Origin of the sequence: Cupriavidus sp. WKF15 (assembly GCF_029278605.1) — a bacterium.
GTDB lineage: Bacteria > Pseudomonadota > Gammaproteobacteria > Burkholderiales > Burkholderiaceae > Cupriavidus.
This window is the reverse complement of record NZ_CP119572.1, coordinates 1,929,172-1,953,229: the sequence shown is the minus strand read 5'-3', so window position 1 is coordinate 1,953,229 and position 24,058 is coordinate 1,929,172. Positions and strand designations below refer to the sequence as shown.

General features: G+C 65.7%; 20 protein-coding genes and 1 tRNA gene. 12 read left to right on the top strand and 9 right to left on the bottom strand.

All coding sequences use genetic code 11. The features are described 5' to 3' along the window. Positions 1 to 197 precede the first annotated feature (197 nt). Positions 198 to 953 carry a 2-C-methyl-D-erythritol 4-phosphate cytidylyltransferase gene (gene ispD / locus CupriaWKF_RS09065; RefSeq protein ID WP_276097585.1) on the top strand — a complete coding sequence of 252 codons (756 nt, stop codon included), beginning with the start codon at positions 198 to 200 and terminating at the stop codon, positions 951 to 953. A gap of 3 nt (positions 954 to 956) precedes the next feature. Beyond that, complete coding sequence (gene ispF / locus CupriaWKF_RS09060; RefSeq protein ID WP_276097584.1) at positions 957 to 1,466, top strand: 2-C-methyl-D-erythritol 2,4-cyclodiphosphate synthase; 510 nt, start codon at positions 957 to 959, stop codon at positions 1,464 to 1,466. Positions 1,467 to 1,496: 30 nt separating this feature from the next. On the opposite strand, the gene CupriaWKF_RS09055 is transcribed toward ispF, so the two are convergent. The 6 genes from CupriaWKF_RS09055 to ompR all read right to left on the bottom strand — a co-directional run bounded on the left by CupriaWKF_RS09055 (position 1,497) and on the right by ompR (position 7,304). Next, positions 1,497 to 2,069 carry a GNAT family N-acetyltransferase gene (locus CupriaWKF_RS09055; RefSeq protein WP_276097583.1) on the bottom strand — a complete coding sequence of 191 codons (573 nt, stop codon included), beginning with the start codon at positions 2,067 to 2,069 and terminating at the stop codon, positions 1,497 to 1,499. 154 nt (positions 2,070 to 2,223) lie between these two features. Beyond that, positions 2,224 to 2,745, bottom strand: coding sequence for a carboxymuconolactone decarboxylase family protein (locus CupriaWKF_RS09050; protein ID WP_276097582.1), 522 nt, complete (start codon positions 2,743 to 2,745; stop codon positions 2,224 to 2,226). Between the two features lie 106 nt (positions 2,746 to 2,851). After that, positions 2,852 to 3,400, bottom strand: coding sequence for a peroxiredoxin (locus CupriaWKF_RS09045; RefSeq protein ID WP_276097581.1), 549 nt, complete (start codon positions 3,398 to 3,400; stop codon positions 2,852 to 2,854). Between the two features lie 257 nt (positions 3,401 to 3,657). Beyond that, positions 3,658 to 4,956: an MFS transporter gene (locus tag CupriaWKF_RS09040; RefSeq protein WP_276097580.1), complete on the bottom strand. Its 1,299-nt coding sequence runs from the start codon at positions 4,954 to 4,956 to the stop codon at positions 3,658 to 3,660. A gap of 253 nt (positions 4,957 to 5,209) precedes the next feature. Then, positions 5,210 to 6,559, bottom strand: a complete 1,350-nt coding sequence (locus CupriaWKF_RS09035) for an ATP-binding protein (protein ID WP_276097579.1) — start codon at positions 6,557 to 6,559, stop codon at positions 5,210 to 5,212. A gap of 22 nt (positions 6,560 to 6,581) precedes the next feature. Then, positions 6,582 to 7,304: a two-component system response regulator OmpR gene (gene ompR, locus CupriaWKF_RS09030; RefSeq protein WP_010810107.1), complete on the bottom strand. Its 723-nt coding sequence runs from the start codon at positions 7,302 to 7,304 to the stop codon at positions 6,582 to 6,584. A gap of 278 nt (positions 7,305 to 7,582) precedes the next feature. On the opposite strand from ompR, the gene CupriaWKF_RS09025 reads away from it, so the two are divergent. Next, a complete protein-coding gene (locus CupriaWKF_RS09025; protein WP_276097578.1) occupies positions 7,583 to 7,936 on the top strand; it encodes a hypothetical protein in 354 nt (117 codons plus the stop codon). 31 nt (positions 7,937 to 7,967) lie between these two features. On the opposite strand, the gene CupriaWKF_RS09020 is transcribed toward CupriaWKF_RS09025, so the two are convergent. Together CupriaWKF_RS09020 and hpnD are read right to left on the bottom strand one after the other, a co-directional pair. Further along, positions 7,968 to 9,233, bottom strand: a complete 1,266-nt coding sequence (locus CupriaWKF_RS09020) for a Zn-dependent hydrolase (RefSeq protein ID WP_276097577.1) — start codon at positions 9,231 to 9,233, stop codon at positions 7,968 to 7,970. A gap of 71 nt (positions 9,234 to 9,304) precedes the next feature. Then, the gene (hpnD, locus tag CupriaWKF_RS09015) at positions 9,305 to 10,141 is read right to left on the bottom strand and encodes a presqualene diphosphate synthase HpnD (protein WP_276097576.1); all 837 of its coding nucleotides are present in this window, start codon (positions 10,139 to 10,141) and stop codon (positions 9,305 to 9,307) included. 395 nt (positions 10,142 to 10,536) lie between these two features. Between hpnD and CupriaWKF_RS09010 the strand changes: the two genes are divergently transcribed. From CupriaWKF_RS09010 to CupriaWKF_RS08985, 5 genes are all read left to right on the top strand, one after another. After that, positions 10,537 to 11,751: an efflux RND transporter periplasmic adaptor subunit gene (locus CupriaWKF_RS09010; RefSeq protein WP_276097575.1), complete on the top strand. Its 1,215-nt coding sequence runs from the start codon at positions 10,537 to 10,539 to the stop codon at positions 11,749 to 11,751. A gap of 8 nt (positions 11,752 to 11,759) precedes the next feature. Further along, positions 11,760 to 14,870: an efflux RND transporter permease subunit gene (locus CupriaWKF_RS09005; protein WP_276097574.1), complete on the top strand. Its 3,111-nt coding sequence runs from the start codon at positions 11,760 to 11,762 to the stop codon at positions 14,868 to 14,870. A 791-nt stretch (positions 14,871 to 15,661) separates the two neighbouring features. After that, positions 15,662 to 15,748 (top strand) — tRNA-Leu (locus tag CupriaWKF_RS08995). Between the two features lie 136 nt (positions 15,749 to 15,884). Next, positions 15,885 to 16,835 carry an SOS response-associated peptidase family protein gene (locus CupriaWKF_RS08990; RefSeq protein ID WP_276097572.1) on the top strand — a complete coding sequence of 317 codons (951 nt, stop codon included), beginning with the start codon at positions 15,885 to 15,887 and terminating at the stop codon, positions 16,833 to 16,835. Positions 16,836 to 16,916: 81 nt separating this feature from the next. Continuing rightward, positions 16,917 to 17,300 (top strand): VanZ family protein, encoded by a 384-nt coding sequence (locus CupriaWKF_RS08985; protein WP_276097571.1) that lies wholly within the window; start codon positions 16,917 to 16,919, stop codon positions 17,298 to 17,300. On the opposite strand, the gene CupriaWKF_RS08980 is transcribed toward CupriaWKF_RS08985, so the two are convergent. Next, positions 17,297 to 18,154, bottom strand: a complete 858-nt coding sequence (locus CupriaWKF_RS08980) for a 23S rRNA (adenine(2030)-N(6))-methyltransferase RlmJ (RefSeq protein WP_276097570.1) — start codon at positions 18,152 to 18,154, stop codon at positions 17,297 to 17,299. The genes CupriaWKF_RS08985 and CupriaWKF_RS08980 overlap by 4 nt on opposite strands. Before the next feature lie 117 nt (positions 18,155 to 18,271). Here CupriaWKF_RS08980 and mnmC point away from each other — a divergent pair, with 117 nt between their 5' ends. From mnmC to clpX, 4 genes are all read left to right on the top strand, one after another. Continuing rightward, positions 18,272 to 20,278, top strand: a complete 2,007-nt coding sequence (gene mnmC / locus CupriaWKF_RS08975; RefSeq protein ID WP_276097569.1) for a bifunctional tRNA (5-methylaminomethyl-2-thiouridine)(34)-methyltransferase MnmD/FAD-dependent 5-carboxymethylaminomethyl-2-thiouridine(34) oxidoreductase MnmC — start codon at positions 18,272 to 18,274, stop codon at positions 20,276 to 20,278. Positions 20,279 to 20,430: 152 nt separating this feature from the next. Continuing rightward, positions 20,431 to 21,786 carry a trigger factor gene (gene tig / locus CupriaWKF_RS08970; RefSeq protein WP_276097568.1) on the top strand — a complete coding sequence of 452 codons (1,356 nt, stop codon included), beginning with the start codon at positions 20,431 to 20,433 and terminating at the stop codon, positions 21,784 to 21,786. A gap of 90 nt (positions 21,787 to 21,876) precedes the next feature. Further along, positions 21,877 to 22,527, top strand: a complete 651-nt coding sequence (gene clpP, locus CupriaWKF_RS08965; RefSeq protein WP_211948088.1) for an ATP-dependent Clp endopeptidase proteolytic subunit ClpP — start codon at positions 21,877 to 21,879, stop codon at positions 22,525 to 22,527. 226 nt (positions 22,528 to 22,753) lie between these two features. Then, positions 22,754 to 24,031 carry an ATP-dependent Clp protease ATP-binding subunit ClpX gene (gene clpX / locus CupriaWKF_RS08960; protein ID WP_276097567.1) on the top strand — a complete coding sequence of 426 codons (1,278 nt, stop codon included), beginning with the start codon at positions 22,754 to 22,756 and terminating at the stop codon, positions 24,029 to 24,031. The last annotated feature ends 27 nt before the right edge of the window (positions 24,032 to 24,058 follow it).

Genomic DNA, 24,058 nt, shown 5'->3' with positions numbered 1-24,058 from the left:
GGGCAGCGGTCGGGATCAACGCAACGAACGACAACGCCCCGCCGGCAGCGCGGGCGGGGGTATGGCGTGGGCCGCATGCGATGGCGGCATGGCGGCAAACAAGGGCCGTATTATAGAATGCGCTCCGGCCGTGGCGCTGGTTTGACGCCGGTCGCCGCCGTGCCGTCCCCAACGCATTTCCAATCGATCCCTATCCCGTGCCAGACCGCCGTTTCGCCCTGATTCCCTGTGCCGGTACCGGCAGCCGCGCGGGCGGCCCGGTGCCCAAGCAGTACCAGCCCATCGCGGGCCGGCCCATGATCTGGTACGCCCTGGCGGCGTTTTCGGCCTGCGATGCGATCAGCGCCACGGCGCTGGTGCTGGCGCCCGACGATATGCCGCTGGAGTCCCGCTTCGGCGCGGAGGCCTTTGCCGGCCTGCGCTTCGATACGGCCTTCGTCGGCGGCGACACCCGCCATGCCTCGGTGCTGGCGGGCCTGCATCACCTGGCGCAGCTTGGCGCCGTGGACACCGACTGGGTACTGGTGCACGATGCGGCGCGCCCGGGGCTGACCCCGGCGATGATCCATACGCTGGTGCGCTCGGTGGAAAGCGACGGCGACGACGATCCCGACGCCGCGATTGGCGGCATCCTGGCCGTGCCGGTGCCCGATACCCTCAAGCGCGCCGACGCCGGCGCGCGCATCGGCACCACGGTTCCGCGCGACGGGCTCTGGCAGGCCCAGACCCCGCAGATGTTCCGGCTCGGCGTGCTGCGCCAGGCCTTGCAGGACGCGCTGGCCGCAGGAGCCGTGGTGACCGACGAGGCCAGCGCGATCGAACGGCTGGGCCTGCATCCGCGCCTGGTCAACGGTTCGCTGCGCAACTTCAAAGTGACATACCCGGAAGACTTTGCCCTGGCGGAGGTGCTGCTTGGCACCGCCGCGCCGCGGTCTGCCGATTCAGGAGCCTGATCGATGATGCCATTTGATATCCGCGTGGGGCAGGGCTATGACGTCCACGCGCTCGTACCCGGCCGCAAGCTGATCCTGGGCGGCGTGCAGATTCCGCATGACCGGGGATTGCTCGGGCACTCGGATGCCGATGCGCTGCTGCACGCCATTACCGACGCGCTGTTCGGCGCTGCCGGGCTGGGCGACATCGGGCGGCATTTCCCGGATACGGATGCGCAGTTTGCCGGTGCCGACAGCCGCGTGCTGCTGCGCGAAGCCGCGCGCCGTGTGCGCGAAGCCGGCTACGAGATCGGCAATGTCGATGCCTCGGTCATCGCGCAGCAGCCCAAGCTGGCTCCGCATATCCCCGGCATGGTGGCGAACATCGCCGCCGACCTCGGCTTGCCGCCGGGGCGCTGTAACGTCAAGGCGAAGACCAACGAGAAGCTCGGCTTCGAGGGACGGCAGGAAGGCATTGTGGCGCAGGCCGCAGTCCTGATCTGGCGCGGCTCGGTCTCGGGCGCGCAGGACTGAGCGCGGCCGGCATCCGGCCAGCGCGGGCGCTTACGCCTTTGCCGGCGCGGGGGCGTTTTCCGGGGTGATTGCGTAGGTGTAGTCGATCAGCCGCGCCATGGCGCCTGTCCGGGCGCCGGCCTCGGTTCGCTTGGCGAATCCCATCTGCTGGCACAAGCGGTTGGCCGAGCCCATTTCGGGCATGGTTCGCACCAGCAGGGTGGGCGAGCCGATATCGCGCGCGCGCTGGATGCAGATCTGCATCAGCGTATGCCCTAGCCCCAGGCCCCGGGCCTGCGGGCTCACGGAAAGCAGCCGGGCCTCCGGCTGGGTCAGCGTGATGGTGCTGCCGTCCAGCGCCGGCAGCGTCGCGCCGGGATGGCAGAAAAGTACGGCGCCGGTAATGCCGTGTTCCGTTTCGGCCACCCACCATTCCATATCGGGGTGGCTGGCGGCCAGCACGGCCTGCATGCCGCGCTGGAAGGAGGCGCGGCAATCCTCCATGATTTCGAGCTCGTACTGGGAATAGGCTTGCTGCGTGACCGCGGCAATATCACCCCAGTCCTGAACCGTGGCCAGGCGGTAGTGGAAGCGGGGGGAGGTCGGCGAGGGCAGGATGCTCATGGTGAGGGGCGGATGCCTGAGTGCGTGTCCTGCCTCGATTGTAGGCCGTTCACTGCACGAGTGGAGTCATCCGCGGCCGCCGGGGTACACCATGCAAACAGCCGGCAAACCTCTACTGGGAAGTTGTCGGCCGTTGTGGTATCGCGCATCCGCCTTACTGGGCGGCGATGACATTCGCCGCGGCGGCAATCACCGCGGCAATGCGGCCCACGTCGCGCAGTTGCTGCGAGGTCATGCCCTGCTCGTCCTTGAGCAACTGGTAGTGCGACTTCACGCAGAAGTGGCACTTGCCCACGATGGAGGCGGCCAGCGCGTACATTTCGAAGCGGCGCTTGTCCACGCCGCCATGGGTGGCGTAGGCGTTCATGCGCAGGCCGGCCGGCTGGCTGGCCAGGTCCGGGTCATCCGCCATCTCGACGTACGGATACCAGACGTTGTTCATGCCCATCAGCGCGGCGGCGGTCAGCGCGCCGTTGACTTCCTCGGCCGACAGCACGTTGGCGTTGCGGATCGCATCCACCAGCACCTTGCTCTGCGTCGCGAAGGCGGCGGCCAGCGCCACGCCCACGGCGTCGTTGCCTTCCAGCGAGGAGCGCGCAATGGTGCCGTCCACGTTCAGGCGAATGTCCTTGGCGTAGTCCGGGATAAGGTTCTTAATCGTGCTAAGGAATTCCATTTAATTCTCCTATCGATCAGGGCTCAAAAAACCCGCACAGGCGGGTTTGGGGGCGGAGAGGAGACCCTCCGCGGGTCGCCGCAAATTACCGGCAACCTTGCAGCAATTACAGCGTTGCGCCGCCAACGGCACGGTTGCACGGGCACAGCTCGTCCGTTTGCAGACCGTCCAGGATACGCAGCACTTCGTCCGGGTTGCGGCCGACGTTCAGGTTGTTCACCGAAACGTGCTGGATCACGTTGTGCGGATCGACGATGAAGGTCGCGCGCAGGGCCACGCCAGCGGCCTGGTCACGCACGCCCAGCTGGTCGATCAGCGAACCGGTCACGTCGGCGAATTGCCACTGGTTCAGCTTGTTCAGGTCCTTGTGTTCGCGGCGCCATGCCAGCTTCACGAATTCGTTGTCGGTCGAGCCGCCGAGAACGATGGCATCGCGGTCAGCGAAATCGCCGTTCAGCTTGGCGAATGCCACGATTTCGGTCGGGCACACGAACGTGAAGTCCTTCGGGTAGAAGTAGATGATCTTCCACTTGCCTTCGAACGACTTTTCGGTGATGTCTTCGAAAGCCGACTGGCCGTTTTCCTCATGGTTGTTGAAACCCGGCTTGACACCGACGACGTGGAAGGCTTCGAGCTTGTCACCAACGGTCTTCATAGACTTCTCCTGATACGGTTGAAGAGAGAGTGTGCAATGCGATGAACCTGCGCCCGGCAGAACCTTAGGCTTTGGTGCACCGCGACAAGGGGGGATTATGCGTCATGACGCACTACAGGGCTAATTGAAATTCTCAAACAGCCCGATAGGCGTGCGGCATGGCGATCCTGGTCGTCGCGCATGACAGTTTGCGCAAGCGGGGAAGTATGCCACGGCCGGCCCCTCGGGGCCGGCGTGGCGGGAGCGGCACTGCCGTGTCAGGCGGGGCGCAGGGCCGGCTGGCTACGGCGCGCGCGGAAGATGATCAGGGTGGCGATGAGACCGCAGGCCGCCGCGAACATCAGCCACAGGCCCGGGGCGGCCTTGTTGCCGGTGGCGTGAATCAGGTAGGTCGACACGGCCGGCGTGAAGCCGCCGAACAGTGCCGTGGCCAGGCTGTACGCAAGCGAGAAGCCCGCGGTGCGCACGGCCGGCGGCATGACTTCGGTCAGCGTGACCACCATCGCACCGTTATAGCTGCCGTACAGGAAGGACAGCCACAGTTCCACCATCAGCAGGCGCGAGAACGAAGGCTCGGCCACCAGCCACGACACGGCAGGGTAGGCAGTCAGCAGCGTGGCCGCGGTAAAGAACACCAGCAGCGGCTTGCGCCCGATGCGGTCGGACAGGGCGCCCATCAGCGGCAGCCAGATGAAGTTCGACAGGCCCACGCACATGGTGACGATGAGGTTGTCGACATCATCGAGCTTGAGCACCGTCTTGCCGAAGGTCGGCGTGTAGGCGGTGATCATGTAGAACGACACCGTGGTCATCACGACCATCATGCAGCCGGCCACGATGATGCGCCAGTTCTCGGCCATGGAGCGGTAGATCTCGCGCACGGTCGGGCGATGCTTGCGGGTCTTGAATTCCTCGGTCTCTTCGAGCGAGCGCCGGATCAGGAACAGGAACGGCACGATCAGGCAGCCGATCAGGAACGGCAGGCGCCAGCCCCAGTCATCCATTTGCTGCGGCGCCAGCGTGGCGTGCAGGATCACGCCGAGCAGGCCGGCGAAGATCACGGCGACTTGCTGGCTGGCCGATTGCCAGCTCACGTAGAAGCCTTTGCGGCCCGGCTTGGCAATCTCCGACAGGTAGACCGAGACGCCACCCAGCTCCACGCCGGCCGAAAAGCCCTGGAGCAGGCGGCCGGCCAGCACCAGCAGCGGCGCCGCCACGCCGATCGAGGCATAGCCAGGCACGCAGGCGATCAGAAGCGTGCCAACCGCCATCAGCGCCAGCGTGACGATCAGGCCCTTGCGGCGGCCGTGGTGGTCAATGTAGGCGCCCAGCACGATGGCGCCCAGCGGACGCATCAGGAAGCCGGCGCCGAAGGTGGCCAGCGACAGCATCAGCGAGGCGAACTCGTCGCCACTGGGGAAGAAGGTCCTGGCAATGGCGGCGGCATAAAAGCCGTACACCATGAAGTCGTACATTTCCAGGAAGTTGCCGCTGACCACGCGGAACACGGTCTTGAATCCGTGCTGCTGGCCGGAGGTTTGGGAGGTCTCTGACATGGCTGTCTCTCTCGGACGCCGCCGGTGGGTTCCGGCGCATGATTGTTCGGTGAGCCAGCCAGGCGTGGGGAGGAGACAGCAGGCGGCGCCATGGCTGGGAAGATGCGCTTGCATCGGCCCTGCTGACGGGCGCCAGTGTGCGCCGCGACGCTGTCATTGCCCTGTCAAATACCTTTCAGAACCCTGTCAGTAGCTGTCGAAAACCTGTCAATGGACAGGCGTTTCATGGTCGATGTGCGGGGAGCGCCGCGAGTCAGGCGCGGCGGAAACAGGCGCTGACCACCAGGCCGGTCTGCGGGGCGGAGCGGTTGGACAGCACCAGCCGTCCACCGTTGCGCTGCAGGATGCGGTTGACGATCGACATGCCAAGGCCGGCTCCCTTGGCTTCGCTGCGAGCGCTGTCCAGGCGATAGAAGGGGCGCGTCAGCAGCGAAAGCTGTGCGTCGGGCACGCCCTTGCCGTTGTCCGCCACGGTGAGCACGGCGTCCTTGTCGTCGAGCTTCGTGGTGATCTCGACTTCGGCGATGCCGGTCTCATCGTCCTTGGCATAGCGGCGCGCATTCTCGACCAGGTTGTCGAGGATGCGCTGGACCTCCATGCGGTTGGCCACGGCCATGACCGGCTCGGTGGCGCGCACTTCTACGCGCACATCGTCGTGTGCGGCATAGACGCCGACGGCATCGTTGACCAGTGCCGACAGGTCTACCGGCTCGACCATCTCGAGCGGCGGCCGCGCATAATTCAGGAACTGGCCGATGATGGCGTCCATCTGCTCGATGTCGGTGATCATCGCGTCGCGCGTGGCGCTGTCCGCCGGCGACATTTCGGTTTCCAGGCGCAGGCGCGTGAGAGGCGTGCGCAGGTCGTGCGAGATGCCGGCCAGCATCACCGCGCGGTCGTCATCGAGCTGGCGCAGGTCGCGCACCATCTGGTTGAAGCTATGGTTGGCCAGCGCGACTTCGCTGGCGCCATGCTCCGGCAGGGAGGGCGGGTCGCCGCCCGCGCCGATATCGCGCGCGGCATTGGCCAGGCGCTTGAGCGGGTAGTTGACGCGCGCGGTAATGAACGCGGCGCCGATGATCGACAGCAGCAGCGCGGCAATACTCCACCACAGCCACTGGATGCCGGACACGCGCTCGAAGCGTTCCGGGCTGATCGCCACCCAGTAGTCGTCGCCCTCGATCTCGAAGCTGACCCACACGCCGGGGATGTCGTTAACGGTGGTGGCGAGCACCGTATCCTCGCCCAGCCGGCTGCGGATTTCCTGCTGCACCAGCTGGGTCAGGAACGGATTGGCGGTGGGCGCGGCGAAATCGTCGTCCTTTTCCCGCGGATAGACCTTGATGCCTTCGTTCTGCACCAGGTCGAGCAGCAGGAAGCGGCGCCGCGCCGGGTCCGAATAGAGCAGCGCCGCGCGCGTGAGCTTGACCACGCTGACCACCTGCATGGCAATCTGCTGCGCGCGCGGGGCGCGTTCGAACAGCCGGTAGCTCTGGAACCAGATGCCCAGCGAAATGGCCAGCAGGAGCGCGATCAGCATGAAGGTTCGCCAGAACAGCGAACCAAAGAAACGCGTGGCCGTACGGCCAATGACGGTCGCCACGATGGTTGAGCGGCCGGCCGGTTTATTTCACGCCATCGGGAATGAACACATAGCCCAGGCCCCACACCGTCTGGATAAAGCGCGGGTTGCTCGGATCGGGCTCGATCAGCTTGCGCAGGCGCGAGATCTGTACGTCCAGGCTGCGGTCGAACACTTCATATTCGCGGCCGCGCGCCATTTCCATGAGTTTCTCGCGCGACAGCGGCTGGCGCGGATGGCGGGCGAAAACCTTGAGCACGGAAAATTCGCCCGTGGTCAGGGTAATTTCCTCATCGTTCTTGGTCAGCGTGCGCGTGGCCAGGTTCAGCACGAAATCGCCGAAGGCAAAGGTCTCGGGCGTTTCCGACGGCGCGCCCGGCACTTCGGCAGGCCCCTTGCGGCGCAGCACGGCGTGGATGCGGGCAATCAGCTCGCGCGGGTTGAACGGCTTCGGCAGGTAGTCGTCGGCGCCCATTTCCAGGCCGACGATGCGGTCCACGTCCTCGCCCTTGGCGGTGAGCATGATGATCGGCGTCTGGTCGTTGGCGCCACGCAGGCGGCGGCAGATGGACAGGCCATCTTCGCCGGGCATCATCAGGTCAAGCACCAGCAGGTCGAAGCGCTCGCGCAGCCAGAGCTTGTTCATGGCCGTGGCATTCTCCGCCACCAGTACCGTAAAACCCTGTTCGCCCAGATAGCGGCGCAGCAGATCGCGCAGGCGCGGGTCGTCGTCCACGACGAGAATCTTGTGGCTGGTATTTTCCATGGCGGTATCTTAGCGACTATCGCTTTCGCTCAAAATGGCTTAACAAAACGTTACATACTTTACCCTGTGGTATGGCAGCGTGCACGAACCATGCCATTACACTGCCGCATACCGTCTTTCGCGTACTGCGTCATTATCCGGGCGGCATGGGTATTGCTACCGGATTATCTGCGGCCAGCCGCATATTGCATTGCGGCGACTGCGCGGACGGGTACCGGATTTCCGGCTTCAGGCAGCCCAGGCGGCTGCAAATCCCGAAGCCAAAAACGTCATTATCGATGAAAGTGAACCGAAACCGGCATGGGCTGACCTTGCACGGCGCCGCCGGCGCCTGTCTGGTGCTCGCCGGTACGGCGCTGTGGCTGTGCGCAGCGACGCAGCCAGCCCACGCCCAGTCGGCCGGCATGGCCAATCTGCTGCACGGGCCTGAGCGCTCATCCAACCATGCCAGTGACGCCAGCGCCGGCCAGCGCGAGGCGCGCGCCCGCGCCGAACGCCACCGCGCCGAGCAGCGCGAGGCCGAGCGCAACAACCGCCAGGGGCGCGCAGGATCGAGCCTGTCTCCGGACGAACGCCGCAAGCTGCGCCAGAATCTCTATGACCTGGGGCGCGAAATGTACCAGGGCGGCTGACGCCGCCGGACGGTTCCCAACTCAACCGGATTCAGCCTTGCGGCTGAAAGTGCCGCAGGAAATCCACGAATACCTCGGCGGCAAGCTGTGCGTCCTCCGCCGTGATGGTTTCCAGCGGGTTATGGCTGATGCCGCCATTGCCGCAACGTACGAACAGCATGGCCACGTCGGTGATGCGCTGCATCATCATGGCGTCGTGGCCAGCGCCGGATGGCAGCTCAAAGGCAGGCAGGCCGCGCTTGCGCAGCACCGCGCCGAACTGGTCCATCAGCCAGCGCGCGCAGGGTGCGTTATGAACCGGCTTGACCCGGTCCACCTGGGCGGACAAGCCGCGCCTCGCCGCAATCTGCTGGATGCCGGCCACGATATCGGCAATGGCGGCTTCGCGAATGCCATCCTCGCCGGCGCGGATGTCCATCGAGAAGGTGCAGGCGGCCGGAATGACATTGCTCGATCCATCGGGTATTTGCAGCTGGCCCACGGTACCGACCAGCGTCAGTGCCGCGCTGCACCGCGTTTCGACCAGCAGGATCATTTCGGCCGCTCCGGCGGCGGCGTCCCGGCGCATGCCCATCGGTGTCGTGCCGGCATGGCTGGCCTGTCCTTCGACCCGCACCTGGAAGCGGCTGCTGCCGGCGATCTGTGTCACGACGCCGAGCGCCAGCCCCTGGTCCAGCAGGACCGGCCCCTGTTCGATATGTACCTCGACAAAGCCGAGCAGGGCGGCGGGGTCGGCCGCGGCGCCCTGTAGTGCCGCCAGTTCTCCATTGCCCGGCAGGCCGGAGGCCGCGAGCGCCTCGCGCATCGTCACGCCGTCCGCGTCTGCGCGTGCCAGTAGCGCCGGGTCGAAGCGCCCGGCCAGAACACTGCTGGCCAGGAAGCTGGTCTTGAAGCGCAGGCCTTCTTCTTCGGCGAAGCCGACGACATCGAGATGGTAGGGCAGGCGGATGCCCGCCGCATGGAGTGCGCCGGCTACGGCGATCGGGAGCAGGATGCCAAGGCGGCCATCGTAGCGCCCGCCATTGCGCACGGTGTCGAAGTGCGAGCCAGTCATCAGCACGCGCGCGTCGCTGCCTGCGGCCGGGTCCGCGGCATACCGGCCGATCACATTGCCGATGGCATCGGTTCGCACCGCCATGCCGGCCGCCTCCATCCACTGCGCCAGCAGGGCCTGGGCAGACCGGTGCGCAGGTGTGAGGAAAGCGCAGGTGAGCCCGCCTTCCATGTCGGAAAACCGGGCGAGCGCTTCGGCACGGTCAAGAATGCTTTGTCCGAGCGGGTGGAGGTTCTGGGTCATGGCGGTGCCCTATGGCGTAATGCTGGTGGCGGCGGGCCGTGTGTGGCCGGACGCGAGCCGTGGTCGGTGGCTCAACTATTGCGCACCCATGTCTTCCAGGCGATCCAGAGCTTGCGCAGCGGCGTCAGCGCGATGCGCTGATTCAGCACCTGGAAATCGCTGCGTTCGATTTCGTCGAGCAGGGCGTGGTAGATGGCCCCCATCAACAGGCCGGCGCGCTGGGCGCGGCGGTCCTGGCGCGGCAGCAGCGCAAGCGCTTCGCGGTATAGCGCGCGCGCGCGACCGGCGTGGTACTGCATCAGCGCGACAAAACGCTCGGAATGCTTGCCCTGCAAGATCTCGGATGCAGGCACCTGGAATCGCTGCAGCGTGTCCACCGGCAGGTAGATGCGGCCACGGCGCGCGTCCTCGCCGACATCGCGCAGGATGTTGACCAGTTGCAGCGACAGTCCCAGCTTTTCGGCGAACACGAGCGTATGCGCGTCGGAGTATCCGAACAGCCGGGCGCTGAGCGTGCCGACCACGCCGGCCACGCAGTGGCAATAGCGGTTCAGGCCGGTTTCATCGAGATAGCGGGTCTGGGTCAGGTCCATTTCCATGCCGTCCAGCACCTCGGACATTTCCGCGTGCGGCAGGCCGGCGGCCTTGACGTGAGGCTGCAGGGCCTGTGTGACAGGATGGCTCGGCGCCCCTTCGAACAGGCGGCGCAGTTCCCCTCGCCACCAGTCGAGTTGCTGGTGGGCCAGTCCGGGGTCGTGGGTCTCGTCGACCACGTCGTCGACTTCGCGGCACCATGCGTAGAGCGCCGTAATGGCGCGGCGGCGCTCCGCGGGCAGGAACAGGAAGCTGTAATAGAAGCTGGAGCCGCTCTGGGCGACTTTCTCTTGGCAATACTGATCGGGCGTCACGCCGGTCTCGGTCTGATGAGGTGGGGTGGGTGCGGGCAGGTTCAGGACCAGGCCTGTGCCAACGCGGCGGCCGTTCGGCGGCCAAGGTCTGGCGGCGCGCCGGATTGTAGCATTGCCATACCGCTTGCCTGGCGGTGCGCGGCAGTGCGCGGCACAAGCGCGGGCGGCCATCCAGGCTTTGCATTTTCATGCAGTTCGTTCGCCTAGAAGAATCCTTCGGTAGCCATTCCGGCCGTTTCGTCGCCAGCCGTTTGACGCACCTGAGGGGCGTCGCTATATTGCTGACCGGCCAGTTATTAATTGCCAGCGACTATCCGCGGCGTGTGCTTTGTGCGTTGCGAAGCGCTTTTGCGGGCCGCGCCAGCCTCCCACGTTGTTCGATTCGCTGCTTATCCATGCCAGTGCATTGCCAAGTGCCGGAAGTTGCGGCCGTTCGTCCCGAGACTGCTTCCTATTCCCTGCCGCGGCGCCGGCTGGCCCGGTTGGCCCGGCTGGGCGCAGCCTGCCTGGCCGGCGTGACGCTCGCACTGGCAGGCTGCGGCAAGAAGAGCGAGCCCACGCCGGAGGTGCGCCCGGTTCGCTTGCAGCAGTTGAGCCAGCGCACAGGCAAGACCACCTTTGAGTTCTCGGGCGACGTCAGGCCACGCGTGGAGTCGCGGTTGGGCTTTCGGGTGGGCGGCAAGATCGCGGCGCGGCTGGTCGACGTCGGTGCCGTTGTGCGCAAGGGCCAGCCGCTGGCCCGTCTGGACCCGACCGACCTGTCGCTGGCGGAAGCGGGTTCGCGGGCCCAGTATGAGGCGGCCCGCACGGATCGCGACCTCGCCGCTTCCGATCTCAAGCGCTACAACGAACTCTTTGCCAAGGGCTTTATCAGCGCGGCTGAGCAGCATCGGCGCCAGGCGACTTTCGATGCCGCCGAATCCCGCCTCCAGCAGGCCTCGGCGGGCCTGCGCAGCCAGGCCAACCAGACCGCCTACGCGGTGCTGCTGGCCGATGCCGATGGCGTGGTGACCGCGGTGGAGGCCGAGGTCGGGCAGGTCATCACGCCTGGCCAACCGGTGATCCGGGTGGCGCAGACCGCAGAAAAGGAAGTGGCCATCGGGCTGCCGGAAGATCAGGTCGACCTGTTGCGCGGCACCACGGATGTGACGGTGCGCACCTGGGCCGACCCCGGCCGCGCGCTGCCCGCGCGCGTGCGCGAAATCGCCGCCGCCGCGGATCCCGTGACCCGCACCTATGCCACGCGCGTTTCGGTGCCGAATCCGCCCGCCGACCTCAAGCTGGGCATGACCGCCGTCGTGACCTTCGTGCGCACCGGCGAAGCCCCCGCGATACGTGTGCCGCTGACCGCGCTGCTGCAGGAGCAGGGCCGCAACCAGGTCTGGGTCTATGATCCGGCCGCCGGCACGGTCCGGCCGGTCTCGGTGACGCTTGGCGATCCGGTGGGCAACGAGATCGAAGTGCGCCAGGGTCTTGCGCCCGGGCAGACCATTGTCACGGCCGGCGTGCATTTGCTCAAGCCGGGGCAGAAGGTCAGGCCGATGCAGACCGTCGCCCCAGTCGCGTCCGCCACGGCGCCTGCGGCTGCCCCTGTGCCGCAACGGGACTGAGGCGCGGCATGGATCATTCCCGCTTCAACCTGTCGCGCTGGGCCCTGGAGCACCAGCCGCTGACCCGCTACCTGCTGGTGGTGTTGCTGTTGGCCGGCCTGCTGGCATTTTTCCGGCTGGGCCAGGACGAAGATCCGCCATTCACCTTCCGCGTGATGGTGGTGCAGGCGTTCTGGCCCGGCGCCACCGCCGAGCAGATCGCCGTGCAGGTCACGGACAAGATCGAGCGGCAACTGCAGGAAGTGCCGTACGCCGACAAGATCCGCAGCTTTTCCAAGCCGGGCGAGACCACGGTCATCTTCCAGCTCAAGGACACGTCCCCGGCCAGGGATACCGCGCAGATCTGGTACACCGTGCGCAAGAAGATCGGCGACATCGCGCAGACGCTGCCGGCAGGCGTGCGGGGTCCGTACTTCAATGACGAGTTCGGCGACGTGTACGGCACGATCTACGCGTTGTCGGCCGATGGCTTCAACTACAAGGAACTGCGCGAATATGCCGACCTGGTGCGCCAGGAGCTGTTGCGCGTGCCTGCCGTGGCCAAGGTGTCGCTGCTGGGCCTGCAGGACGAGAAGATCTACATCGACTTCAACCAGGCCCGGTTCGCCCAGCTCGGGCTCGATCTCAATGCCATTGCCGACCAGATCACGCAGCAGAACAACCTGAACGGCAGCGGCGTGCTGGTCACGCCGACCGACAACCTGCAGGTGCGCGTGAGCGGGCAGTTCGCCAGCGTGGCGGACCTTGAGAACCTGGTGCTGCGCGGCCCCAACGGTATTGCGAATATCCGCCTGGGCGACATCGCGCACGTGTACCGCGGCTATGTCGATCCGCCGCAGAGCACCATGCGGTACAACGGCAAGAACGTGATCGGGCTCGGTATCTCGATGGCAAAGGGCGGGGACATCATTGAGCTCGGCAAGAACCTGCGCGTGGCGTTCGAACGTCTGCGGGGGCAGTTGCCGGTCGGCATCGAGATGGACCAGGTGCAAGACCAGCCGCAGGCCGTCAAGCGCTCGGTCGGCGAGTTCGTGCATGTACTGATCGAGGCCGTGGTCATCGTGCTCGGGGTCAGCTTTGTCTCGCTGGGCCTGCATACCAGGCCACTGCGGCTGGACGCGCGTCCGGGCCTGGTGGTGGCGTTGACCATTCCGCTGGTGCTCGCGGTGACGTTCCTGTTCATGAACATCTTCGGCATCGGCCTGCACAAGATATCGCTGGGCGCGCTGATCGTGGCGCTGGGGCTGCTGGTCGATGACGCCATCATTGCCGTGGAGATGATGGTGCGCAAGCTCGAGGAGGGGCTTTCCAAGATGGAGGCCGCGACCTACGCCTACACCTCCACGGCCATGCCGATGCTGACCGGCACGCTGATCACGGCCGCGGGCTTCCTGCCGGTGGGGCTCGCGAAATCCACGGTAGGCGAATACACCTTTGCCATCTTCGCCGTGACGGCGCTCGCGCTGGTGCTGTCATGGCTGGCGGCGGTTTACTTCACGCCTTACCTGGGCTACCTGCTGCTGAAGTCGCGGCCGGGAGGCGGCGAGCACCACGAGGTGTTCGATACGCCGTTCTACGCAAGCTTCCGGCGCCTGGTCGACTGGTGCGTGACCTGGCGCAAGACTGTCATCGCGGTCACGCTGGTGACGTTCGCGCTGGGCATCTACGCATTCAAGTTCGTCGAGAAGCAGTTCTTCCCCGACTCGAGCCGGCCCGAGCTGATGGTCGAGCTGTGGATGCCGGAAGGCACCAGTTTTGCCCAGATGGAGTCCGAAGCCAGGCGCTTCGAGGCTGCCATGCGCCAGGATCGGGACGTGCAGAGCCTGACCACCTTCGTCGGCACCGGTGCGCCGCGCTTCTACCTGCCGCTGGACCAGATCTTCCCGCAAAGCAACGTGGCGCAGGTGATCGTGATGCCGGTCAGCACCGAGGCGCGCGACGCGCTGCGCCAGCGCGTGATCGCGGTGCTGAACAGCCAGTTCCCGCAGTTGCGCGGGCGCGTCAAGCTGCTGCCCAACGGGCCGCCGGTGGCGTACCCGGTGCAGTTCCGCGTGATTGGTCCCGACGCCGCGGGCGTGCGCCAGCTTGCCGACCAGGTCAAGGCGCTGATGCGCGCGAACCCGAACACCGTTGGCGTGAACGACAACTGGAATGAGAGCGTCAAGATGCTGCGCCTGGACATCGACCAGGACAAGGCCCGCGCACTGGGCGTGACCACCAGCTCCATTGCGCGCGTCACGCAGACGGTGCTGACCGGGATTTCGGTCGGCCAATACCGTGACGGCGACAAGCTGATTGACATCATGATGCGCACACCGCGCAACGAGCGTGATGCCATGTCCGATCTCGGCAATATCCAGGTGCCGACCAATGCCGGCCGCGTCGTGCCGCTGACCCAGGTGGCGCGGCTGTCGCTGCGGTCCGAGCCGGGCGTGATCTGGCGCGAAAACCGCGATTTCGGCGTGACCGTGCAGGCCGATGTGGTGGACGGCATCCAGGGTCCCACGGTCACCGCGCAGATCGATCCGCTGCTCGGCAAGCTGCGCGGGCAACTGCCGCCGGGCTACCGCATCACGGTGGCCGGGGCCGAGGAGGAGAGTGGCAAGGCGGGGGCGTCGATCGCGGCGCAGCTGCCGCTGTGCATCTTCCTGATCTTCACCCTGCTCATGCTCCAGCTGCACAGCTTCTCGCGCACGCTGATGGTGTTCCTGACGGGCCCGCTGGGCCTGATCGGGGCCGCCGCCACGCTGCTGCTGCTGCGCGCGCCGATGGGCTTCGTGGCCCAGCTGGGCATCACGGCGCTGCTCGGCATGATCATCCGCAACTCGGTAATCCTGGTGGACCAGATCGAGCAGGACATCAAGGCAGGCGTGCCGGCATGGCATGCCATCGTCGAAGCGGCGGTGCGGCGCTTCCGTCCGATCATCCTGACCGCCGCGGCTGCCGTGCTGGCCATGATCCCGCTGTCGCGCTCGCTGTTCTGGGGGCCGATGGCCGTGGCCATCATGGGCGGGCTGATCATCGCCACGGTGCTGACGCTGCTGTTCCTGCCGGCGTTGTACGCGGCATGGTTCCGGGTCAGGCGGCCCGAGGCGGGCGTGGGGGCGGTGACAGCCTGAGCGTGCCTGCCAGATCGATCGGATCCGGCAGGGCCAATCAGTTGCAGAGCGTGCCAGGAACAGGCCTGCCTGAATTCGTCATGCCCTGGCACGCATCGCCGACTACCAGCGTCGTGTCGCCGGCGCTGGCCGGGGCCAGCTTCAGCTTGCCGGCCACCGTGCAGCAACCGCGAACAGCGGGTGCCGGTGGTGGTACTGGTGCTGCCATGGGTGCGGGCGCTGCAATGGGCGCGGGTGCAGCCGTAGGTACCGGCGTCGCGGGAGCAGTTGTCCTGGTTGAGGTTTGCGCGGGCTTGGACGCTGCGGCGTCCGCCTGATCATCCGCATCGGGGGAGACGCACTGGCCCTGCTGGCAAATTCGATCCCCTTTGCATTGCATGTCGTACTGACAACCGGCAGCCCTGACCGTCGATGACCATGCAAGCGCCATCGAGGCTGCCAACAGCAAGGCACGTAATTTCATATCCCCTCCGTGCGGGGCTGAAGCATTGTGGCAGCGCCCCGCACGTTGCAATGATGTGCGAGCATGCGGCGCGCGTCCGACAACTTCAGCATAGATGGCGGACCACCATCGCGAAAGGCGATGCACATGAGGGCTTGCACTATGTCACCGGGGCGGGGCTGGATTCCCCCCGAGGCTTGCGCTACAATCCGCTGCTTCGTTGCACAGCCGGCGCGCGAGCACGGCAGCGGGCGATGCGGGAAGGCGGGCAGTTCCAGCCGCCTTTTTTGCTTTCGCGCCCCATGGCTGCAACGTACATCGTGGCCGCCGTCCGGCGGCTGCAAGGACCGCGAGGGTGGCGAAATTGGTAGACGCACCAGGTTTAGGTCCTGACGCCAGCAATGGTGTAGGGGTTCGAGTCCCCTCCCTCGCACCAATTACTCCTTCTCAAGTGGCGAAAGGCTGACTTTTCCCTGCCGCAGCACGCGTCGCCCACTTGCCGCCTTTCCCGGCACCCCGGCTTAGAATGATCCTGCGCCAGCTCCGCTGGAGTTGCACGAAAGGACATTGCCATGTGCTATTCCTCCCAGATCCAGGCGGAGTTCCGCAAGTTCGAGCGCGAATACGGCGCGTCGATCAGCATTGAACGCTTCGTGGAGTTGTTCTGGCACCAGCGCCGCACCGGCGGCTGGCAGCGCATCCCCAAGGCGCTGCGCATGGCGTTTGCCGAGGCAGGCCCCGACGCCTCGTTGGTCGAGGAGGGCAACCAGGAGCAGGCCAACCGGCTCGAGGCCGAGATTTTCCAGCAACGCACGCGACTTGCCGAGGCGGAGCGGGCGCTGGCCGCGCGGCCGACCAGGAAGGCCGAGACTGACCGCCGCATTTCGACGGACAAGATCGCCAGGGCCCAACAGAACCTTGCGGACCTGCAGCGACCGGCGCTGACCGAGCAGGATTACCGGCTCTTTCCGGGCTACTACGCGCCCGTGATCATCGCGCAAGGCGGCCATCGGGTGGTGGTGCCGATGCGCTACCAATGCCGCCTGCCAGGCTGGACGGAAGCCGACGAACGCAAGCGGCCCGGCACCTACAATGCGCGCCGCGACAACCTGGAGCGCTCTTGGCGCCCGTTGTTCGGGCATCGCCACGGCGTGGCGGTGATCACCGCGTTCTACGAGCATGTGCCGCGCCACAAGGCTGAGCGCCGTGCGCTACGGCCGGGGGAGGCAGAGGAGAGCGTCATCCTGGCATTCCATCCGCGGCCGCCGCAGGACATGCTGGTGGCTTGCCTGTGGTCGGTGAGTCCGGGCGAGGAGAGGGGGCAGGACCTGTACTCGTTCGCCGCCATCACCGACGAGCCGCCGCCGGAAGTGGCCGCCGCCGGACACGACCGCTGCATCATTCCAATCCGCCCCGGGCAACTCGATGCGTGGCTTAACCCGGATGCCTCCGACCTGGCTGCGATGCAGGCCATCCTGGACGATCGCGAACCGCTGTACTTCGACTGCAAGCTGGCTGCCTGAGCGCGCTGGCTTCCCGCGCGATGCGCGGGAAGCCATGCGAACCGTTAGTATGCGGGTTCGTCTGGGTCACTACGCCACCACATGAGTCTCCACCCCGCTTTCCGGCTGACGCCGCGCTTATGGCGCCTGCTGTTCTGGCCGTGCCTGATCGCCGTGCTGGTGCTGGCGCTGATGCCGCCGACGCAGCCCACGCCCACGACGGGCTGGGACAAGGCCAACCATGTGCTGGCCTTCCTGGTGCTCGGCTGGCTGGGCAGGCGAGCTTATGGGCGCCAGCGTACGGCCGTGCTGCTGGGTCTGGTCGGATACGGCGTACTGATCGAGCTGCTGCAGGGCATGACGACGTATCGCGATGCGGATCCGGCGGACGTGCTGGCTGACTCCATCGGGCTGCTGGCTGCCCTGGCGCTGGACTGGTTGCTCGCCCGGGCTGGCCGGCTGGGTGCCGGCGCTTCGCGCGGTTAGCTCTCTTCCGACTCAAGCACGAAGCTGGCGCCGCTATCCTGCGCCAGCAGTTCCTTGAGCACCGGCATGGCCTGCTGCAGCGATTCCTTGAGCAGCCAGGGCGGGTTGACGATGAACATGCCGCTGCCATGCAGGCCGAGCCCGCCTGCAACGGGATGCTTCACGGTCAGGCTGACATGGAGCCAGCTCTTGAGCGGCAAGTTCTTCAGCTGCACCGGCAACTGCACGGATTCACGGCGCTGGACCTGCGGGTACCAGACGGCATAAACGCCGGTGGCAAAGCGTTGCAGTCCGTCCTGGACAGTCTGCACGGTACGCGCATAGTCCTGCTTGTCTTCATAGGACGGGTCGATCAGCACCAGCGCGCGGCGCGGAGGCGGCGGCAGGATGGCCTTGATGCCACCGAAGCCGTCGCCGTCATAGAGCATGACCTTGCGGCCCGCGCCGCGGAAGTTGTCGCGCAGCACCTGGATTTCGGTGCTGTGCAGCTCGAACAGGCGCAGGCGGTCCTGATCGCGCAGCATCTGCCATGCCAGCCACGGCGAGCCCGGATAATGGCGCAGTTGCCCATCCGGATTCAAGGCGCGCACCTGGTCCAGGTATTCATCCAGCATTGGCGGCAGCGGGGTGCCGCTGGCCGCCGCACGCCAGAGCGGAGCGATGCCGGTCTCGAACTCCGATTTCTTCTGCGCATAGGCATGATCCAGCGCATAGAGGCCGGCGCCCGCGTGCGTGTCGATATACCAGAACGCCTTGTCTTTCTGTGTCAGGTGCTCGAGCAATTGCACGACGACGGCGTGCTTGAGGACATCGGCATGATTGCCGGCATGGAAGGCGTGGCGGTAGGACAGCATGGCGGATCAGCGCGGGGCGGCGGCGGGGAAGGCCGTGCCGGGTTGCAGGACGGGGCGCTATGCTACCATCCGCCGCGAGTCGCCCCCTGACTCCCGTACCTGTTTCCTGTCCCGTATATGCCGCGCGCACTCGAGCCCGCCGAGCCCATCCTGTCTGCCGAAGGCACCCCGTATTCACCCCGCTACGACGACGTCTACCACAGCACCGAAGGAGGGCTGGCGCAGGCGCATCATGTGTTCCTTGGCGGCAACGGGCTGCCGCAGGCCTGGGCCGGGCGTGAGCAGTTCGTCATCATCGAGACCGGTTTCGGGCAGGGGCTGAACTTCCTGGCCACCTGGCAGGCATGGCGCAATGATCCGCAGCGCTGCACCCGGCTGCACTTCGTTTCGATCGAGAAGCACCCCTTCACGCGTGAAGGGCTGGCCCAGCTGCACGCCGGCCTTGCGGACTTGCTGCCTCTGGCCACCCAGCTGCAGGCTGCGTGGCCGGATGCTCTGCCAGGTCTTCACCGGCTTGCGTTCGATCATGGCGGCGTCACACTGACGCTGGCGCTCGGCGATATCGAGGCCGTACTGCCCAAGCTGGTCGCCGGTGCGGATGCGTTCTACCTGGACGGGTTCTCTCCGTCGCGCAATGCGGATATGTGGTCGCCCGCGGTATTCCGCGGACTGGCACGCCTGGCGCGGCCGGGCGCCACGCTCGCCACATATACGGCGGCGGGGTTCGTGCGCCGCGGGTTGCAGGAGGCCGGCTTCGATGCGCGCAAGGCACCGGGCTTCGGTGGCAAGCGCGACATGACGGTTGCCACGTTCCGCCCGGTGTGGAAGTCGAGGCGACATGCGCCCAGCCCCGCCGCGGACTGGAAGGCCCGGCATGCCATCGTGATCGGCGCCGGCCTGGCAGGGTGCGCGCTGACGGAGCGACTGGCTTCGCGCGGCTGGCAGGTGACGTTGCTGGATGCCCACGACGGCCCGGCCAGGCAGACTTCATCCCATCGTGCCGCTGCCATGCACGCGCACATTTCGGCCGACGACAGCCTCTTGTCCCGCCTGTCGCGCGCCGGGAACCAGTATGCGCTGCGCGCCTGGAGGGCGCTGGCTGATGCCGGACATCCGGTGGGATGGCATGGCTGCGGGGTGCTCCAGATCGGCGAAAACGAAGCAGAGTCCGAAGCGCAGCGTGCGGCGCTCGAGGCGCTCGGCCTGCCGGAGTCCTTCGTGCGCTGGATGACGCCCGCGGAAGCCGCATCGCTTCACGGCGCCGGTGTGCCGCGCGGCGGCCTTTGGTTCGCCCAGGGCGGCTGGGTCGCGCCGCCGGATATCTGCAAGGCGCAGTTGCGCCGCGCGGGAGATGCGGTGCACGCGCGGTTCGGTGCGCGTGTGGACCGTATCCGCCGGCACAACGATGCGTGGGAGGCCATCGGTCACGACGGGGTTGTTCTCGCGTCGGCCCCCGTCATGATCCTGGCCAATGCCCACGAGGCAACACGGCTCGCTCCGATGCGGCACCAGGTGATGCGCCGTGTCCGAGGGCAGCTCAGCACGCTCGCGCCGGAGCAGGTCGGCGCACTCGGTCAGTGGCCTGACTGTGTGGTGACAGGGGCTGGGTACCTGCTGCCCATGGCCGATGACGGCAGCGCGAGAGTGGGTTCGAGCTATGAAGCGGACGATGGGCCACTGGTCGCGCGGACGGAGGTGCATGCCGCGAACCTTGCGCGCCTGGCCGGGCTTTTGCCCTGTATTTCGGCCGCGGTCAACGGCCTGGATCCCGCTACGATGAGCGGCTATGTCGGGGTGCGTACCGTCTCCCACAACCGCCTGCCGCTGATCGGCCAGATGCCGGACGAGGCCGCGGCGGCAGCGGCGGCAACCGCATTGCGTGGAGCGCACTTGCGCGATATTCCGCGCATGCCAGGGCTTTACGCGGCACTTGCCTTTGCGTCGCGCGGCCTCACGTGGGCTGCACTGGGCGCGGAACTTCTGGTCAGCCAGATCGAGGGCGAGCCGCTCCCGCTCGAAGCCGACCTGGCCGATGCCATGGATCCGGCGCGCTTGCTTCTGCGCGCACTGCGTCATGGGCAAATCGTCCGCGCCGAAGGGCATTCCGATGGTGCGTCAGGGTAAAAACTGCCGGAAGCGGATGGAAACCGTGCGATAATGTCCGTTTTCCGTTTGCGCGGAGCTTGCAACTCGCGGGCACGCGCCAGTGCCGGACTGGCCGGCGCGCAAGCGATTGCGCTACGAACACAACTACATTTCTGGATTGGATCACGACCATGTCGAACGTCATTGAAAACCTCGGCAAACTGGACCGCAAGGTGACCCTGGCCATTCCCAAGGCCGAAGTCGAAAAGGAAAAGCAGGAGCGCCTGGTTCGCCTGTCGAAGACGGTGAAGATGTCGGGCTTCCGTCCGGGCAAGGTGCCGATGAAGATGGTCGAGAAGCAATACGGCCAGCAAGTCGAATTCGAAGTCCGCTTCGACAAGGCTGCCCGCAAGTTCTTCGACATCACCAAAGAGCAGGACGTCAAGGTTGCCGGCCAGCCGAAGTTCGAGATCAAGACCGAAGGCGTGGGCGCGGACGAAGTTGCGTTCGACGCCACCTTCGAGGTGTACCCGGAAGTCAAGCTGGGTGACCTGACCGGTGCGGAAGTGACGCGCACCAAGACCGATATCACCGACGCCGAAATCGACAAGACCATCGACATCCTGCGCAAGCAGCGCGTGCACTACCACGTGCGTGGCGAAGCCGGTGAGCACGGTGACGGTGGCAACGACGTGACAGCCCAGAACGGCGACCGCGTGACGCTGGACTTCGTCGGCAAGATCGACGGTGTGGAGTTCGCCGGCGGCAAGGCCGAGGACTTCCCGTTCGTGCTGGGCGAAGGCCGCATGCTGCCGGAATTCGAGGCCGCCACGCTGGGCCTGAAGGTCGGCGAGAGCAAGACCTTCCCGCTGGCTTTCCCGGCCGACTATCACGGCAAGGACGTGGCCGGCAAGACCGCCGAGTTCACCGTCACGCTGAAGAAGATCGAGTGGGCCCACCTGCCGGAAGTGAACGATGCATTCGCCAAGTCGCTGGGCATCGCCGACGGCAGCATCGAGAAGATGCGCGCCGACATCCGCGAGAACCTCGAGCGCGAAGTGAAGCGCCGCACGCACTCCATGCTGAAGGACCAGGTCATGGAAGCGCTGCTGAAGGTGAGCGAGCTGGACGTGCCCAAGGCCCTGATTGAGCAAGACCAGGAGCGCCTGGTGGAGATGGCTCGCCGCGACCTCGAGCAGCGTGGCATGCCGAACGCCAAGGATATGCCGATTCCGGCCGAGATGTTCACGCAGCAAGCCGAGCGCCGCGTCAAGCTGGGCCTGATCCTGGCCGAGATCGTCAAGGCCCACGGCCTGGAAGCCAAGGCTGACCAGATCAAGGCCGAGATCGAAGACTTTGCCAAGAGCTACGAAGACCCGAAGGAAGTCATGCGCTGGTACTACGGCGACCAGCAGCGCCTGGCCGAGATGGAAGCCTACGTGCTGGAAAACAACGTGGTAAATTTCGTGTGCGACAAGGCCAAGGTCACCGACAAGTCGGTGTCCTTCGAGGAACTGACCGCCGAAGGCAACGCACAGCAAGCCTGAGGTCCGGCATGATTCGCAGCCCCCGCGCCTTGGTGCGGGGATGTGATGCCCGGCTTTCCTTGTCATCCAACGATACCCTGGAGAACTTGCATGACCCGCAATGATTTGCTTGACCGTCTCGCCACCACGCAGGCGTCGGCGCTGGAAACCCAGGGTCTGGGGCTGGTGCCGATGGTCGTCGAGCAGTCCGGCCGGGGCGAGCGCGCCTACGACATCTACTCGCGCCTGCTGAAGGAGCGCGTGGTGTTCCTGGTTGGCGAGGTCAATGACCAGACCGCCAACCTGGTGGTGGCGCAGTTGCTGTTCCTGGAAAGCGAGAACCCGGACAAGGATATTTCGCTGTACATCAACTCGCCGGGCGGTTCGGTCTCGGCAGGCCTGGCGATCTACGACACCATGCAGTTCGTCAAGCCTGATGTGCAGACGCTGTGCATGGGCATGGCGGCGAGCATGGGTGCATTCCTGCTGGCGGCCGGTGCCAAGGGCAAGCGCTCCGCACTGCCGAACTCGCGCATCATGATCCACCAGCCTCTGGGTGGTGCGCGTGGCCAGGCCTCCGATATCGAGATCCAGGCACGCGAGATCCTGTACCTGCGCGAGCGCCTGAACAGCATCCTGTCCGAAGTGACCGGCCAGCCGGTTGAGAAGATCGCACGCGACACCGATCGCGACAACTTCATGAGCGGCGACCAGGCAGTGGACTACGGCCTGATCGACAAGGTCATTGCCCGCCGCGGCTGACGCTGCGGGCCGCTGCGGTAAAGTTGAACGCGGCGGCACGTTGGCTGGCCGAAACGGCACAGGCTACACCGGAACGAGGCCTTGTGCCTCGTTTTTTGCATTTGTCCCACAAGGCGGGGTAACCCCCGCCGTCTGGGCAAATTGTTTTGGCGTATGATGCGTTAGAAGCGTACTCCTGCGGCACCCCCCGTGCTGCAGTGCGCACACTGCTAAGTGACTGATTCCTATGGCGGAAAAAAAAGGTTCATCCAGCGAGAAGCTTCTCTACTGCTCCTTCTGCGGCAAGAGCCAGCATGAAGTGAAGAAGCTGATTGCCGGCCCGTCGGTGTTCATTTGCGACGAATGCATCGACCTGTGCAACGAAATCATCCGTGACGAAGCCACCGCATCCGAGAAAGATGCTGCCGCGACGACGCGCTCAGACCTGCCTACTCCGCATGAGATCCGGGAGAGCCTGGATCAATATGTGATTGGCCAGGAACAGGCCAAGAAGATCCTGGCTGTAGCGGTGTACAACCACTACAAGCGCCTGAAGCATCTTGGCAAGAAGGACGATGTCGAGCTTTCCAAGAGCAACATCCTGCTGATCGGCCCGACCGGTTCGGGCAAGACGCTGCTCGCGCAAACGCTGGCCCGGCTGCTCAACGTGCCATTCGTGATCGCGGACGCGACCACGCTGACCGAAGCCGGTTATGTTGGCGAGGACGTCGAGAACATCATCCAGAAGCTGCTGCAGAACTGCAATTACGAAGTCGAGAAGGCGCAGCGCGGGATCGTCTACATCGACGAGATCGACAAGATCTCGCGTAAGTCGGACAACCCGTCGATCACGCGTGACGTGTCGGGCGAGGGCGTCCAGCAGGCGCTGCTCAAGCTGATCGAGGGCACCATGGCCTCGGTGCCGCCGCAGGGTGGCCGCAAGCACCCGAACCAGGATTTCCTGCAGGTTGACACCACCAATATCCTGTTCATCTGCGGTGGTGCGTTCGACGGCCTGGAGAAGGTCATCATGCAGCGCTCGGACAAGACCGGCATCGGTTTTGCCGCGCAGGTGCAGAGCAAGGAAGAGCGCGACGTCAGCGAGGTGCTGCCGCAGACCGAGCCGGAAGACCTGATCAAGTTCGGCCTGATTCCCGAGCTGATCGGCCGTCTGCCTGTGGTCGCCACGCTGGCCAAGCTGGACGAAGCTGCGCTGATGCAGATCCTGGTCGAGCCCAAAAATGCGCTGGTCAAGCAATACCAGAAGCTGCTGGCGATGGAGGGCGTCGAACTGGAAATCCGCCCCGCGGCGCTGTCGGCCATCGCGCGCAAGGCGATCCGGCGCAAGACGGGTGCGCGCGGGCTGCGATCGATCCTTGAGCAATCGCTGATGGACGTCATGTACGACCTGCCCAACTACAAGGGCGTGCAGAAAGTGGTCATCGACGAAAGCACTATCAACGGGGATGCACCGCCGCTGCTGATGTATGAGGAGCAGCAGCCGAAGGTGTCAGGCTCCAACTGACGCGAGCGCTGTCCGGGGTAAAGTGGT

Excerpts from the sequence above, each read along its gene's own strand:
- ispF (WP_276097584.1), top strand. The coding sequence starts at position 957 with ATGATGCCATTTGATATCCGCGTGGGGCAGGGCTATGACGTCCACGCG.
- CupriaWKF_RS09055 (WP_276097583.1), bottom strand. The coding sequence starts at position 2,069 with ATGAGCATCCTGCCCTCGCCGACCTCCCCCCGCTTCCACTACCGCCTG.
- CupriaWKF_RS09050 (WP_276097582.1), bottom strand. The coding sequence starts at position 2,745 with ATGGAATTCCTTAGCACGATTAAGAACCTTATCCCGGACTACGCCAAG.
- CupriaWKF_RS09045 (WP_276097581.1), bottom strand. The coding sequence starts at position 3,400 with ATGAAGACCGTTGGTGACAAGCTCGAAGCCTTCCACGTCGTCGGTGTC.
- CupriaWKF_RS09040 (WP_276097580.1), bottom strand. The coding sequence starts at position 4,956 with ATGTCAGAGACCTCCCAAACCTCCGGCCAGCAGCACGGATTCAAGACC.
- ompR (WP_010810107.1), bottom strand. The coding sequence starts at position 7,304 with ATGGAAAATACCAGCCACAAGATTCTCGTCGTGGACGACGACCCGCGC.
- CupriaWKF_RS09025 (WP_276097578.1), top strand. The coding sequence starts at position 7,583 with ATGAAAGTGAACCGAAACCGGCATGGGCTGACCTTGCACGGCGCCGCC.
- CupriaWKF_RS09020 (WP_276097577.1), bottom strand. The coding sequence starts at position 9,233 with ATGACCCAGAACCTCCACCCGCTCGGACAAAGCATTCTTGACCGTGCC.
- CupriaWKF_RS09010 (WP_276097575.1), top strand. The coding sequence starts at position 10,537 with ATGCCAGTGCATTGCCAAGTGCCGGAAGTTGCGGCCGTTCGTCCCGAG.
- CupriaWKF_RS09005 (WP_276097574.1), top strand. The coding sequence starts at position 11,760 with ATGGATCATTCCCGCTTCAACCTGTCGCGCTGGGCCCTGGAGCACCAG.
- CupriaWKF_RS08990 (WP_276097572.1), top strand. The coding sequence starts at position 15,885 with ATGTGCTATTCCTCCCAGATCCAGGCGGAGTTCCGCAAGTTCGAGCGC.
- CupriaWKF_RS08985 (WP_276097571.1), top strand. The coding sequence starts at position 16,917 with ATGAGTCTCCACCCCGCTTTCCGGCTGACGCCGCGCTTATGGCGCCTG.
- CupriaWKF_RS08980 (WP_276097570.1), bottom strand. The coding sequence starts at position 18,154 with ATGCTGTCCTACCGCCACGCCTTCCATGCCGGCAATCATGCCGATGTC.
- mnmC (WP_276097569.1), top strand. The coding sequence starts at position 18,272 with ATGCCGCGCGCACTCGAGCCCGCCGAGCCCATCCTGTCTGCCGAAGGC.
- tig (WP_276097568.1), top strand. The coding sequence starts at position 20,431 with ATGTCGAACGTCATTGAAAACCTCGGCAAACTGGACCGCAAGGTGACC.
- clpP (WP_211948088.1), top strand. The coding sequence starts at position 21,877 with ATGACCCGCAATGATTTGCTTGACCGTCTCGCCACCACGCAGGCGTCG.
- clpX (WP_276097567.1), top strand. The coding sequence starts at position 22,754 with ATGGCGGAAAAAAAAGGTTCATCCAGCGAGAAGCTTCTCTACTGCTCC.